Origin of the sequence: Streptomyces sp. NPDC059009, assembly GCF_042740175.1 — a bacterium.
In the GTDB taxonomy this organism is placed as follows: Bacteria; Actinomycetota; Actinomycetes; order Streptomycetales; family Streptomycetaceae; genus Streptomyces.
In genome coordinates this window covers 92,190-105,628 of the sequence record NZ_JBHYJB010000003.1, presented here as the reverse complement: position 1 = coordinate 105,628, position 13,439 = coordinate 92,190, and the positions used below count along the sequence as shown (strand labels likewise).

The following is a 13,439-nucleotide window of genomic DNA, read 5'->3' as shown; positions in this document are numbered from 1 at the left end:
AACCCGAACTGATCTTCCCCTTCCCCTCACCATCCCAGGTTCAACTGACCCCATGAGTGACCTCTACATCGACTACGACATGCTGGAGAAGACCCAGCACGACATCGCCAACATCTCCGACGTCATGCAGAAGCCCTGCCGCGAGATGGACGACGTCGACGGCAAGTCGATGGGCGTGATCAAGCTCGCCAGGCGCATGGACGACTTCGGGGACGAATGGTCGTACGGGATCAAGCAGTTGGCGAAGTTCTCGAAGTCCGCATCCAAGGCGCTCGGGAAGATCAAGAAGAGTTTCGAGGATCTGGACGACCAGATCGAACACGAGCTGCGCAAGAAGCCCGCACCGGCGAAGGGGCACAGTAAGTGAGCGGCTGGGACTCCGACGCCCCTTGGATGCGGCCCGACCCCGCCGCCGACGCCCGCTTCCCCGCGATCGGGTTCTGCCCCTGCCCAGGTGACCAGCGCACCGCCGAACACGTCGCGGCCATCGTGCGCCGCACCGCGGACTCCCTGCGCGACATCGCCCACGTGCTGAACGGAACCGGGCGCGGTGACTGGCGCGGCAAGGCCGCCGAGGCATTCCGGGAGCAGTTCCACGACGACTTCCGGCCCAAGGTCGAGGACGCGCGGGACTCGTTCGGCCAGGCCGCGCAGGCGTTGGAGGACTGGACGTCGTACATGGAAGGGCGGCAGCGCGAGGCCGACAGGCTCGAGCAGCTGGCCCAGGAGGCGAAGGACCGGGCGGGCGCCGCCCAGAAGGACCTCGACGGGATGCCGCCCAAGCCCGGCACCGGCTTCCCCGGCTTCCCCGGCGGCCCCGGCGGCCCCGGCAACCTGCCGCCGAAGGACGAGTCCCACGAGGACAAGGCCAAGCGCGAAAAACTGGAGGCCGACCGGAGCGGCAAAGAGAAGGCCCTGCACTCCGCCAACGGGGAACTGGAGGAGCTTCGCGGACAGGCCGAGCGGCTGCGGAACAAGTACACGGAGAAGGGCGAGTCCGTCGCTGACCGGCTCAAGCACGCCATGGACATCGCGCCCAACGAGCCCGGCATCTGGGACCGGATAGGCGACGCGATCGGCGAACTCGCCGACACCATCGGAGAGATCAGCGATGCCATTCTCGACGAGATCAAGTCCGTCTTGAAGGAACTCGCTCCGCTCCTCAAAGTGCTCGGCGACATCGCCGGGTTCGCCAGCACCGTGCTGGGTCTGCTGTCCCTCATCCCCGGACTCCAGTTCCTCGCGCTCCCCGCGCTGATCCTGGGCGGCGTGGCGCTGGCCAGCCACTACCTGTCCGCCGTCGGAACGACCGGCAGCTTCATGAAGGCCCTCACCGACCCGACCGTCATCATCGACGCCGTCACCCTCGCCTTCGGTGGTGCCGCCTTCGGCGCCGGGCTGAAACTGATGAAGGCGGCGGGCGCCACGGGCAGCTACGCGAAGATCGCCGGCGCCACGATGAAGGTCGGCAGCAAGTCCGGGCTGCCCAGCGTGCCGGGCTACTTCCGGTTCTGCGCCGGGATGGGCAAGGGGGGCCTGCAGACGACGGAGTTCGGCTTCCAGGCCGCCCGGTTCACCAACACCATCGGCGGCAACTTCATGGGACTCGTACCGGGTGGTGGCGCGACGGCTCTGGGGCAGATCGCCCAGGGGCAGTCGCCGTGGTCCATGCCCAAGATGCCCGACCTGGGGAAGTTCCCGACCCCCACCGGCCCCTTCCTCGTTCCCCGACAGAGCGGCAACTGATCAGAGATGTCCTCCTCCGCCTCCCCCACCTCCCTGTCCTTCGAGGGGGCGACTCGCGTCCCCGGCACGGGCGGCACCGTCAACCTCTACGCTCCTGAAGACTGGTTCGATCTCGTCGCCGGTGACGACGAGACCCTCGCACGCGCCCGCTGTGCCGACCTCATCGACAAGAGTTACCCGCACCGCGAGCCCGGTCTGCGGGCCGACCTCACCGAGGCCCTCATGGTCTGGCGCAGCACGCTCCGCGAGCAGGGCGCCATCGCGTACGGTCTCGTGTCGCTCCCCGAGACCGAACTCGGGCCCGCGGTCTGGCAGATCATGGCCGCGGTCGTCGACCTTCCGGTGACACAGCCCGACATCGACCTGGGAACGGTCATCTCCCGGCTGTTCGGCGAGGAGTTGGCCGACCGTGAGGTGTACGTGGAGACGTACCCGACAGCCATGGGCATCGGGTTCGGGGTCATTTCCCGACCGGTCATGTCCGACGAGGGCGAGCTCCACCTCTTTCCCCCCACCCAGGAGGGAGCCGATGACCGAGAGGCGGGCGACAGCCGAGAGGCGGGCGACAGCCGAGAGGCGGGCGATGACCGAGAGGCGGGCGATGACCGAGAAGGGGGCGACGACCGAGAAGGGGGCGACGACGGCGTGACGCCGGACGACGCGGGGGCGGCCAAGGCGTCACCCGGTGCGGGTTCCCGCACCGGAGCCGGTCGCACCGGAGCCGGTCGCATCGGGCTCGCCATCTCCCTCTCGTGCGCGCCCGGCGCCGCCCACGGGCTCCTCGTCGTCGGCAACTGCCTCGACCCCGATCAAGTCCTGCCCCTCGCGGCCGCGGTCGCCCTCATCGGCGGCAACTCCACGTTCGCCGAGGTCGATGGCGCGGACGAGAGCGGGACGGACAGCGCCGCGTGAACCACGACGGACAGCACCGCGTGAGCCCCGGAGGAGGCCCCATGAACGGCGGCGACGGCACACCCGGCCTCGGCGAACCCTTCGCCGTCCACACCCTCAGCCACCGCCTCGACGGCATCCAGCACCGCCTGCCCCGCGCCGCCCTCACCCGCCTCGGCCTCCTCCTCGGCCTGATCGCCTGCGCCCTGCCCTTCGCGCTCCGTCTGCTCCTGCTTCTCGTACGCGGGGACAGCTGGGTGGCATACGTGCTGCTGGTCGTCGTGGCCACCGGGCTGCTCGTCCTCCTCACCGAGGTCAACTACTTCGGCGGGACCTGGTACTTCACCCTCGGGTACGCCGTCGCCGCGGTCGCTCTCACACTCTTCTGCTGGAACGGCCACTCCGCCGACGTGCTCGCGGCCCGTGGCCGCTGGACCCCGGTGACGGTGACGGAGCTCGTGACGCAGCCCAGGCAGGACCCCGCATGCCGGCTCAGCCGGGTCTCCGACGGCAGCAGGCTCGCACGCGACCTGGACGACTGCGGCGGCCTCGCGCGCGGCGACCGGCTCACCGTGCTCGAAGACCCCGAGGGCGAGGTGGGTCCGGAGCGGTCGGCGCCGAGCACGGTGGGCACGTATGTCGCCGCGGGGATCTCCGGTGCGGCTCTCGTCTCCGTGGTGGCCTGCGCGTTCGCCATGGGCCGCCGCACACGATCCACAAACCCGAACCCCGACCCCAACCCGAACCCGAACCCGAACCCGACTGCTCACCCAAACCCGTACCAGCAATGAATCTCCACCCCCGTGCTCACCCCCTCCCACCCGTCCCTCACCCCCTCGCCTGGCCCGACCGGGCCTCCCTCCTCACCACCCGCGCCGCAGCCGTCGCGCAGCTGACCCGGGGCGCCCTGCGGCTGCGCGACCTCGGCTGGGCGGGGCTCACCACCCTGGCCGTGTCGGCGAGTTGGCTGATCCTGACAGAGACCGTGACCTGGCTGGGCAACCTCGGTGACCTCGGTGACCTCGGTGCTCCCGACTCCCCCGACGCCGTCGAGTGGGGCGTGGGCACCACGGCCGCCGCTCTGGCACTCGCCGTCACGGGACTGTCCCTCGCCGGATTCGCACGCGTGCTGCGCCGCGGGCGCCTGACCCGGCGGCTGCTCGCGGAGTGGACGGCGCTCGACCGCGACCCGGCGGCCCGTTCACTGCCGCCGGGGGCGATCCCGGAAGAGCTCGCGTCCCCCTGGGACCTGCTGCGGGCCGGACGGCCTTGGCGGGACAAGGCCGCCGTGTACCACCAGGGCCGCGGTCACCTCGTCCATGTCTCCGGCGCGGTCGTCGCGTGGCTGACGCTGCCCTCGGCGCCCCTCATGTTCGGCCTCGTGGCGGTCGCCGCGGCGGTCCCCTCCGGCTACCCGTCGGCGCTGGTGCTCGCGGGTCTTGGCGTGACGTTCACCGTCGTGGGCGGCTGGGCACTGGGGACGGGAATCCGGCACTGGTTCTGGGCGGTACGGGAGGCTCGGGCCCGGGTGAGGGAGGAGCGGCGGTGGGGGGAGACGGGCACACCGGCGACGACCTGACCCCCGTTTCGCCGGAGCGAACCGGACAGTAAAGTGCGGCGGGTCAGCCGGCGGGGAGCAGGCGGCGGGTCAGCCGACGGGGAGCAGGGGGAGACCAATGAGGCACATACGGACGAGCCACCACAGCCCTCCCACCCCTCCCGTCCCCCGACGCCGGATACCCCTCCTCGCCGTACTCGGCACCCTCGTGGCACTCCTCTTCGCAACCGCCACCGCGGCGTCAGCCGCCGACGACAGCAAGAGCGACAAAAGCAGCAGCAACAAGAACAGCACCGGCACCAGCACGGGCACCAGCACGGGCACCAGCACGGGCACCAGCACGGGCACCGGCACGGGCACCGGCACCGGCACCTCCCAAGCCGCCGCCCTGGCCACCCACCTCCGCAAGAACCCCGTCTACGTCACCGACCAACTCCCCCGCAAGCTCCCCCGCTCCACCGCCCCCAAGTTCGCGAAGCTGGCGAAGCGGACGGGCGTACCGACGTACGTCCTCGTCCTGCCCGACCAGGTGACGAGCGACGGCGGGCGGCTGCTCGGGGCCGTGCACGACCGGCTCGGGCGGGACGGGCTGTACGTCCTGGCCGACGGGGACGGCGTGGCCGACGCCGCCGCCTTCGGGGTGCGCGCCCCGGCCGACGACGCCATGACGGTCACCATCTACGAACTCCCCTACGACGCCGATGCGTTGACCGTCTTCGAACGCTTCGTCGACGTCATCGCGCAAGGCAGCACCAAGGCGGCCACCCGCGCCGAGGAGGCCCGCGAGAAGCACGGCGACGACGGCGACGGCGACGAGCCCGAGTCCCAGTACATCGGCGCGACCGACCGCGACAACCAGTCCTTCGTGACGGGCATCGCGCTCGTCGGCGTCCCGCTGCTGATCCTGCTGCTCAGCCCGTACGTACGGAGGTGGGTGCGGCGGAACAGGGGGATGGGCCCCGCACCGACCACAGGCACGGGCACGGGCACCGGCCCGGGCACGGGCACCGGCCCGGGCACGGGGACCAACGGCCGCCGCATGACGACCGGTTCGAAGGCCATAGCCTGGTCGAGGTCCACAGCGGGTCGCGTCGAAGTCGGCGCCGCGCTCCTCTCCATCGCCGTGCTCACCGTCACCGCCCTGCTCCTCTTCGACCAGAAGCCACCGGCCACGGACGCCTCGCCCCCGCCCACCGCCACCGACCTCTCCGCCCGCATCGACCGCGTGGCGGACGGCCTGAAGCACGACCCGGTCTACAGCGACCCCGAGAGCCCCCGCGTCCTGGACGCCGGCCAGCTCGCGCAACTCCACTCGCGCATAGCGAAGTTGAAGCCACAGCTCCCCCTCCACATCGTGCTCGTACCGCAGTTGACGGAGGACGAGTCCGCCAACGACACGGACGCCTTCACGCAGGCGGTGCGCGACAAGCTCGGCAAGGACGGCGTGTACGTCGTCGCCGATCCGCTCTCCGGGAACATCGACACCGTCTCGTACGAGGCGCACGTCGACGCCAATCTCGTGGCCTTCGACGTGCCGGACAAGATCCGCTACGGCACCGACAAGGATGACGAAGCGGTCGACCACCGCATCGGGGAGCGCCTCGACGACCTCGTGACCTTCCTCGGCAAGGCCCCGCGCATCGACGACCCGGAGACGTCCTCGCTCGGCTCGTCCGGCGCCGACGCGACCGATTCCCAGGAGGAGGACGTCCACGGCGTCTTCTTCGCGGGGGACTTCTGGCCGGGCCTGATGATCGGCGCGCTGGCCGCCGTGCTGGTCTTCGCGGTCGCGGCGGCACTGCTGGGCATCGTGCGCCTGTCGGTACCGTCACTGCGCCGCAGGAGCCGCATGACGTCACCCCTCGGCACCCCGACGGGCACCAGCGGTCATGGCGGCACGGGCAGCACCGCCGGCTGCGCCTTCGAGGCCCCCGCCGACCCCTCCCCCAAGTACCTGCGCCGCACCGCCCGCGACGAACTCGACGCACTGGCGCGCGAGTTCACCACGGCAGACGCGCCCTCACCTTCGCCGTCACCCTCACCCTCGTCCCCGACCACCCTCCGCGACCGGACCAGGACCCGCGTCTGGGACTGCCTGGACGCCGCGACGCTCCTCGTCGACCGCGCGGGCGGCGGCCCGGACGGCCGCGTCGACGACGCCGCGACCCCCGCGGACCTCGCCGCCGCCATCGTCCTCGCCCGCTCGGCCCGCGCCCTCCTCGCCGGCACCGACAAGCCGTCCTGCGCCCTCAACCCCCTGCACGGCCCGGCGGTGAGCTGGCGCGACGCCAAGTTCACGCCCGAGGACCGCAGGCGGAGCCACATCCCCGTCTGCGCGCAGTGCCGCCCGGCCGTCGAGGAGTGGCCGGACCTCGCCCACGCGCTGCGCCTCACACTCCCGGCCTCGGGCCCGGGCCCGAGGTCACGCTCCCCCCGTATGCCGTACGTGGACGCGCCCGGCCCGATCTCCGCGGCACGCGCCGGAATCCCTCAACTCATCCGCCAGGTACGGGAGTACACCGGTGTCCAGTGACCTCAAGCCCCCCGCCACCCGCCCCCTGGCCCCCCTCGCGACGGCAACGGCACTCCTCCTGACACTCCTGGCACTCCTGACACTCCTGATGTTCCTCACGGCGCCCGCATCCACGGCGGCGGCACCCGAGCCGAGCCCCGGCACAAAGATCGCCAAGGCCCTGCGCACGTCTCCGGTGTACGTGGACCCGGCGTACGCGCGAGCCGTCCCACCCGCCCGCCAGAAGCAACTGGCCCGCCAGATCGCCCGAACGGGCCTGCCCATCAAGGTCGTTCTCATCCCCCTCACCAAGGGCGACGCCTTCGACGGCGAGGCGGACACCCTCGGCTCGGTCCTGCGCGACCGGATCGATCAGCGGGACCTGATCCTGGTGACGAGCAGCGAGACCAGCCAGGGCGACCTGAGGGGTTTCGAGTGGCCCGACGGCAGGCACCAGGCGAGCGACGCGGCCAACGCGGTCTTCTTCATGGACGACCTGAGGGACGCGTCCCTCGGCGACCGTACGGCGAAGGCCATCGAGATCATCAAGCAGGGCAACGGCAAGGCGGTCTACGAGAAGGAGACCGAGAAGCTCCACGGGGACACGGCCGGATCCTCTTCCGGCTCCTCACTCTCACAGGGCCCCACCGCACCCGACCACAACAAGGACAAGGACGAGGACGAGGACGAGGGCATCCCTTGGCTCCCTCTCCTCCTGGCCCTGGCAGCGCTGGCGGCCATCACCACCACAGGCACCCTCTACTACAGGCGCCACCGCAGGACACACTCATCCACATCCCCCTTCGCCTTCCCTCAGGCGGCGTTCGCGGCGGCCCGCGCGGCGGACGAGGCGGAGCTGCGGCGCCGCGCGGAGGCGGAGATCCTGGCACTGGGCGAAGCGGCCCAAGCGGCGGCCCCCTCCACAACACCCGGACTGCAGAAGGCACTTGACGCCTACGACGCGGCGGGCACAGTCCTGGACGGAGCGCGCGGCCTCGCGGATCTCGCCGGGGTCCTGGCCCTGGTGGCGGAGGGCCGCGACGCCCTGCCCCCCACACCCCACACACCCCACAAATCCCCCTCCCCCCTCCCCCTCTGCTTCTTCAACCCCCTGCACGGCCGGGCCACCCGCACCGTCCGCTGGCGCCCCCTGGGCCACCGCACCCACCTCAAGGTCGCGGCCTGCCCCGACTGCACCCAGTCGGTCCGCGCCCACAGGCCCCCCGAGGTCCTCACCGACACACCCGCCGACACCGGCACCGGCACCGGCAGGACGTCGTCCGGCCCCCACGAGGTCCCGTACTTCGAGGTCGACCCGGACCACAGCGTCTGGGCGGCGACGGGCTACGGCTCCCTGCTCAAGGACCCGGAGGACAGCTTGGCGGCACGGGTCGGCCGGGGGGACTTCTCACGGGGACGGACCGCGTAGGGCGCCCAACCCGGGCCCACTCTCAGCTGAGCCATGCTCTTCCTTCCGGTGAATCACTCGTGGGCGATTCACGGCTGGCGGACAAGCGAAGCGGCGGACGTGGCTGAGGCACGCGCCGTGATGGTCGAGGCACCGACCGGCCTCGGGCATCAGCGGCCGTACGCCCGCACCCTCATCCCACCTCCGCCACCAGTGTGCGGACGATTGACTCGGCCGCCTCTTCCATGCTCTCGGCGATGCCTGGGACGGTCCAGGAGAACAACGCGATGACGGCGCTGTCTGTGCCCTTGGGGACAACTCCGTAGATGACCGACTCCATGAGCACGCCCGGCGTTTTCCACCATGATGACTTGGCAGCGAAGTTCTGCCGGATCTTCACTGACCGACCGATGGGCAGGTCGACATGCGCGATGTCCGGCGGCCCGAAGTCCTTGGCGCTGAAGACCTCGGCCAGCCAGTCGAGGGTGATCTCCGGAACCTCGTCGTCGGGGTGAATCAGGTCGACCTCAAGAGTGGCCAGGGCCGTGTCGAAACCATCCGGGTAGAGGGCGAACGCATAGAAGGGGTCCCGTCCCCGGCTGTCCTGGGCCCGTTCCTTCAGATCCGCTCGTACGGTCTTCAGGGCCACGTGATAGCCGGCCTCACGGCTACGGTCGACGATCTCAGCGGCTTTCGCCTTGACCCAACCGGCAACGTCGTCGTCCGGCTCGACGGGCAGTGGCACCCAGTCCAGCGGACACTCGAGTCCACAGCTCAGCAACTGACTCATGCCACACCCTTCCAAGTGAGGGAACCCGCAATCGCGTCGAAGAGATCCACCATGGCATCCGCGATCGGGACAAGGGGCGTGGAGAAGGCCAGCAAGAGGTACGCCTCGGCTCCCGGGACAGGCAGCTGGTAGTCGAGAGTGACGGACTCCAACGCATAGGCATCGCCCTCTTGATCCGGTCCGGATGGGCTGCCTGTCTCCTCTGGGGGCGCTTCGGTCTGACTCCGGACCCTGAGTGCACGACCCGCGGCGATCTCGACAAGAGAGATCTCCTGGCGGTCCCTTCGCGTGTGCTTCCCATCCGCGCCTTCATCCGAGACGTCCTCAGACAACCGAGCGGCCAGGTCGTCCAACGACGGCAGGGCTCCTGCCGACGGAGAGAGGCTCAGGCCGACCAGGAGTGACGCCGGGATGGTGAGTGGCCCAGCCTGCTGCAAGCTGATGTACAGCTCGATGCCGCCCTCATCGAATGCTTCCGTCGCTCGGCCCAGCAGCTCTTGTCTCAGTTGGTTCCGAACATGGGGAAGGTCGTCCGTTCCCTTGAACTGACGCTCCACCAGGGCCTCGACGGATCGCTCCCGTTGACCGGGATCGAGCGGGATGCGGAACCATCCCTCGGGCAACAGAAGTTGATAGTCCGACGCTGGGATCGGTGTCACGTCCTCATCGGCCACACGTCCGCTTCCGCTGGACATCACCCTGCCTCCTTCACCGCTGGAACATCGAGTGTGAAGCGGCCGAGGAACCAGTGCCCAAGGGTGGTCCAGAGGACGACCACGAGAGTGGCGGCCACACACGCGCCGGTCAACCACACTGAAGCACCACCGTCGCCCGCGAGGGCCACGACGAGGGTCAGCACAGCGAACACCGGGGCCAGCATCCAGGTTCCGTCTCTGAGCGTTCCGCCATACCAACTCGTCTGCCTGCGCGCCTCTTTCGCATCGGCCGTCGGAGACATTTGCAGAACATCTGCGCTGAACTCCAGGCTTCGGTGCCAGGATTCCGCCGCGTCGGCAGCCCTCGACTTCAGCTTCTCCTCCACATGGGGGACTTTGAGTGCCGAGGTCAACGCCAACCATCGCTCACCGCCGTCAGGACCGGAGAACCACCAGTGCCAGGGCAGGAGCGCGCGGGCCTGTCCGGTACCGTCCCGGAGCTCCAGCCCCAGCGGTTCGCCGGTGCCCGCATGCGTCAGCCGGACGAGACGCGCCACCGAACCAACGCCGTCCCGGGCAATCCGGCGTTCCCCACCGAACCCATTGGTCAGGACGACGTCCGCGGGCAACACCCGCACTCCCGCAGTTCGACAGAACCGGCGGGTTGCGCCAACACGTGGCGGAGGTACGACCGTTGCAGTGCGCAGGGAGTACTCACCGCCCCGGGAACGAAGGTGAGTGACACCGCGCAGGATCGGATCGACCAGGACAACAACCAGCAACGCCGCTGAGGCGAGTGCGATACCCCAGCGATCCTGGTCCCCGAGGAGAAGGGACGGAAAGAGGAGAGCAAGGAGCCACACGAGTGTGCCGATCCCTCTGACCCAGCTGTGCCAGATAGGCAGTTCACGATGAGCAGCGACATCCCGACGGCCTCGCCCATACGCGCTGGAAACTGATTGGCTCCACGGCTGCCTGCTCAATTCCAGTGGGATGCCGAGCAGTTCTACGAGTTGCTTCGCCCCTGTGCGTACCAGGCATGCCTCGGGTGTCAGCTGTGCCGTGCTGACGATGCCGGCTTCGGGAAGCCAGTCAGCGAGTGGGATCTGCAGCAGGTGCCGGCCTTCAGCACCTTCGAAGACGAGAGTTCCCCACCTCAGCGAGCGATTCTTCGCTGTCGAATCATCGGCGTCCGGGGGTGGATAGAACACGGCACTGCGGATTCCCTCGCCCCCCACGGGGTAGCGACGCTCCTTACCGCTCCGTCGGCGTACAACCACGGTCGGCCCGTCCATGTACACGCGCGCATTTCGCACGACATCCAGGGAGTGTCGGCCCATACCTTTCGGCCGCAGCACCGGCTCGGGCCGTACCGCGCTGTTCATCTACTCACCCATTGCTCGTCGTCATGGCGTCCTTGACTCCGGTAGCCCCCCATAGCCCGTCATCGAGTCCCACATGTTTCCAGACATCGCCCTTGTCGGCCAGGTCAGTGACCGAGGCGACCATGGTCGAACCCTGCCAAATGTGAGTCTGCGTGCGAAAGGTATCCACCATGCCTTTCACCTCGCCCGCCGCGCGCACGCCGGGGGCAATTTCGTCGACCTCCCGGATAAGGCCGTCCATCCCGGCATCTCCGAACTTGAACTGCGCTCCACGCCACTGCTCCATGGTGCGCGGGAAGTTCCGGAGTTCCTTCACCCCCTTCAAGCCTTCCCAGCCCTCCTTGGCGATGGACGCAGGGTTGAACGCATCCCCCAATCGTCCGGCACCAGGGAGCCACCCCTTCGGCGCCTTGGCCAATGCCTCAGCCCCGGCCTTTCCCCGCAAGGCGCCACCACTGAGCCTATTGGCCTTCTTGAACGACTCCTGAACTGCCTTGTGGTAGGCGGCTGTCCCCGGCTTGGCCTTGATTCCAGCGCGCAGCGCCCTTCCTGCGGACTGCCTTGCCAGCACCTTGGCCCCGGCCGCGGCTCCCTTCGCGCCGGCGATGGCTCCGCGGCCGATACCGAGCGTAGCGAGGCCGACGACGTCAAGGACGACATCGAACCAACTGCCCTCACCTGCGGCGGCCATGGCCACATGTCCCACCAGAGAGATGAGGGTGGCGATCAACGCGATGCTTCCCAGAATTCCCGCCAGCGCCTGGCCGACAATCGGGATCCAGCCCACCAACAGCGAGAGCGTTCCACAAATTGTGGCCACCCAGCCGATCCGGTTTAGCCATTTCTCAAGGAACTTGGAATTATCGTGCACCCAATCCTTGAATTTGTCCCAGGTGCCGTCCTTGAGCCCATCATGGTCAATCGCATAGCGAATCGCATCGCGAGCCCGTTTGACAGCCCCATCACGGACGCTCTTGGCCTCCTCCAGGTCCTTCTTCGCCCGCTCCAACGCAGCCGAGGCGCCTTCTTGCTGGCGCTTCAGCTTCGTCCGGTCAGGATCGTCTTTATCCGTATCCTCGGGCAGCTTGTCGATGGCCTTGCTGCTTGCCTGATGCTCGCCATCTGCTTCCCGCGCATCTTTGAGTGCCTTGTCGGCCATGCTCTGCGCACGTTGCAGTTCTGATGCGTACTCGGTCGAGCACACGCCTTCGGTGACCTTCTCGCCGATCGCATCAGCTGCCGCATCGTATCGTTTGAAAGCCTTCCGCAGTTTCCCGTCAGCCTCATCGGCCTCCGTGCGGAATTCCTCGGCAGCCTTGCTCTTCCAAGCCTCGACGGAGCACAGCGCCTTGATCTCATCGGCCTGCTTGCGAATGGCATCAGCCGTCTTGCGTAGCTCCCGGCCGAGCTTCGCAACTTCGTGCGGATCACCCGGGATGGGATCGGACGGCTCCCCGATGACCGCCCACTCATCATCCCGTGGGCGGCTCACTTCGCCCCTCCCTTGGATCCGCCAGACGATTTCTTGTCCTGGTTGCGCAGAGCCTCAGCAAGCTGGTGGTCAATGTCTTCGTACGCCTTGGCTGCCGCCGACAGAATTCCCGACAACTTCTCCAGCTCCTCCGTCAGACGCTCCCGGTGGATCTTCCAGTTGTCGCCGAAATCATCAAAGGTGTCCACGAGGTCCTTGGCGCCCAGCGTGCCGACGCCGAGCCCCTCTGCAGGATTCGCATTGTGCGTGAACTGGCGATGGATCTTCGACAGAGATCTGGCGCTCTCCTTGATGCGCGTGACATCTGCAGACTGGTCAGACATTGCAACCTCCGAAACAGATGGGTGCGGTGACTACTGGTAGTCACCGCACCCATGTCCTGCTCAAGCTCGCCGACAGGCTTACTTGCCCTTGACGCCCCGAGCCAGCTCGTCATCCAGGTCCTCGTACGCCTTCGCGGCGTTCGTCAGGAACTTGCCCATGCCCTCGAGGCCCTCGATGGTCTCCTTGGCGCCCTTCTTGAACTCCTTGAAGGAGTCCTCGAACGCCTGCGAACCCTTGCGGGTCGTGTAGCCGTTCTTGACCAGGCCCTCGATGAAGCGCTCCAGAGCGTCGAGCTTCTCGTCGATCTTGTCCTTGGCGTCGGTCAGCTTGCCCGCCGCGTTCCGCATTTCCTCATATGTGATATCTGCGTCTTTGGCCATGAGGCTTCACATCCAATCCAACTCGCCGCAGGGCCATCCCCCTTGGCTCCCCTTCGCGGATGCGATCGATCGTGCGATCGTCCGCTCTTGAGCCAGCAGCTTACGGGTGGGGCCGTTGGGATCACACCCCGGTTGAGTTACAGGACTGCTATGACCCGGACGTCTCCGGTACACGGCACAGCACACAAGAGGTCCATGAGGTCCCCCACAGCCCGTTGCCTCTGGGAAGGGGGGAGCGGATATCGTCAGAGTGATTGGCTGGGGTGGTTGACTCGGCCGACTTGGCTGAGGCTGTGG

13 protein-coding genes are annotated in these 13,439 nt (G+C 68.3%); 7 read left to right on the top strand and 6 right to left on the bottom strand.

Annotated features, from left to right (window positions below):
- Nucleotides 1-52: 52 nt before the first annotated feature.
- From ACFWYM_RS03990 to ACFWYM_RS03960, 7 genes are all read left to right on the top strand, one after another.
- A complete protein-coding gene (locus ACFWYM_RS03990) occupies nt 53-367 on the top strand; it encodes a hypothetical protein (RefSeq protein ID WP_384829612.1) in 315 nt (104 codons plus the stop codon).
- Nucleotides 364-1,746 (top strand): putative T7SS-secreted protein, encoded by a 1,383-nt coding sequence (locus tag ACFWYM_RS03985; protein WP_384829610.1) that lies wholly within the window; start codon nt 364-366, stop codon nt 1,744-1,746. The genes ACFWYM_RS03990 and ACFWYM_RS03985 overlap by 4 nt, the downstream gene beginning before the upstream one ends.
- Before the next feature lie 6 nt (nt 1,747-1,752).
- Complete coding sequence (locus ACFWYM_RS03980; RefSeq protein ID WP_384829608.1) at nt 1,753-2,658, top strand: hypothetical protein; 906 nt, start codon at nt 1,753-1,755, stop codon at nt 2,656-2,658.
- Nucleotides 2,659-2,699: 41 nt separating this feature from the next.
- A complete protein-coding gene (locus ACFWYM_RS03975; protein ID WP_384829606.1) occupies nt 2,700-3,428 on the top strand; it encodes a hypothetical protein in 729 nt (242 codons plus the stop codon).
- Nucleotides 3,425-4,216: a hypothetical protein gene (locus tag ACFWYM_RS03970; RefSeq protein WP_384829605.1), complete on the top strand. Its 792-nt coding sequence runs from the start codon at nt 3,425-3,427 to the stop codon at nt 4,214-4,216. The genes ACFWYM_RS03975 and ACFWYM_RS03970 overlap by 4 nt, the downstream gene beginning before the upstream one ends.
- A 97-nt stretch (nt 4,217-4,313) precedes the next feature.
- The gene (locus ACFWYM_RS03965) at nt 4,314-6,728 is read left to right on the top strand and encodes a hypothetical protein (RefSeq protein WP_384829603.1); all 2,415 of its coding nucleotides are present in this window, start codon (nt 4,314-4,316) and stop codon (nt 6,726-6,728) included.
- Nucleotides 6,718-8,136 carry a hypothetical protein gene (locus ACFWYM_RS03960; protein ID WP_384829601.1) on the top strand — a complete coding sequence of 473 codons (1,419 nt, stop codon included), beginning with the start codon at nt 6,718-6,720 and terminating at the stop codon, nt 8,134-8,136. The genes ACFWYM_RS03965 and ACFWYM_RS03960 overlap by 11 nt, the downstream gene beginning before the upstream one ends.
- 172 nt (nt 8,137-8,308) lie before the next feature.
- Here ACFWYM_RS03960 and ACFWYM_RS03955 read toward each other — a convergent pair whose 3' ends face one another.
- The 6 genes from ACFWYM_RS03955 to ACFWYM_RS03930 all read right to left on the bottom strand — a co-directional run bounded on the left by ACFWYM_RS03955 (nt 8,309) and on the right by ACFWYM_RS03930 (nt 13,142).
- Nucleotides 8,309-8,905, bottom strand: coding sequence for a hypothetical protein (locus ACFWYM_RS03955; protein WP_384829599.1), 597 nt, complete (start codon nt 8,903-8,905; stop codon nt 8,309-8,311).
- Complete coding sequence (locus ACFWYM_RS03950; protein ID WP_384829598.1) at nt 8,902-9,600, bottom strand: hypothetical protein; 699 nt, start codon at nt 9,598-9,600, stop codon at nt 8,902-8,904. The genes ACFWYM_RS03955 and ACFWYM_RS03950 overlap by 4 nt, the downstream gene beginning before the upstream one ends.
- On the bottom strand, nt 9,600-10,946 hold the full coding sequence (locus ACFWYM_RS03945; RefSeq protein WP_384829596.1) for a hypothetical protein: 1,347 nt from the start codon (nt 10,944-10,946) through the stop codon (nt 9,600-9,602). The genes ACFWYM_RS03950 and ACFWYM_RS03945 overlap by 1 nt, the downstream gene beginning before the upstream one ends.
- A gap of 4 nt (nt 10,947-10,950) precedes the next feature.
- Complete coding sequence (locus tag ACFWYM_RS03940) at nt 10,951-12,438, bottom strand: putative T7SS-secreted protein (RefSeq protein ID WP_384829594.1); 1,488 nt, start codon at nt 12,436-12,438, stop codon at nt 10,951-10,953.
- Nucleotides 12,435-12,761: a hypothetical protein gene (locus ACFWYM_RS03935; RefSeq protein ID WP_384829592.1), complete on the bottom strand. Its 327-nt coding sequence runs from the start codon at nt 12,759-12,761 to the stop codon at nt 12,435-12,437. The genes ACFWYM_RS03940 and ACFWYM_RS03935 overlap by 4 nt, the downstream gene beginning before the upstream one ends.
- A 78-nt stretch (nt 12,762-12,839) precedes the next feature.
- On the bottom strand, nt 12,840-13,142 hold the full coding sequence (locus tag ACFWYM_RS03930; RefSeq protein ID WP_384829590.1) for a WXG100 family type VII secretion target: 303 nt from the start codon (nt 13,140-13,142) through the stop codon (nt 12,840-12,842).
- Between the last annotated feature and the right edge of the window lie 297 nt (nt 13,143-13,439).